The following is a 234-nucleotide window of genomic DNA, read 5'->3' as shown; positions in this document are numbered from 1 at the left end:
GGCTCCCCGACCTGGACTCGAACCAGGGACCTGCGGATTAACAGTCCGTCGCTCTACCGACTGAGCTATCAGGGAATGGATGTTGCTATTATAGCTTCCCCGTCGCGACTTGCACAGGCCGACTTTCCAACCGTGCATGCCTCGCCGAGGCAAAAACCTGGCTCCCCGACCTGGACTCGAACCAGGGACCTGCGGATTAACAGTCCGTCGCTCTACCGACTGAGCTATCAGGGA

The 234-nt window shown here is 59.0% G+C and carries 2 tRNA genes; both read right to left on the bottom strand.

The features are described from left to right. Positions 1-2: 2 nt before the first annotated feature. Positions 3-75: transfer RNA gene (locus AC3A6M_RS24920), tRNA-Asn, on the bottom strand. An 83-nt stretch (positions 76-158) separates the two neighbouring features. Beyond that, positions 159-234, bottom strand: a tRNA-Asn gene (locus tag AC3A6M_RS24915).

It is taken from the genome of Telluria sp. Soil_C_11 (genome assembly GCF_057657395.1).
Note: the sequence above shows the minus strand (reverse complement) of the source record. Positions and strands in the feature narration are given on the sequence as shown.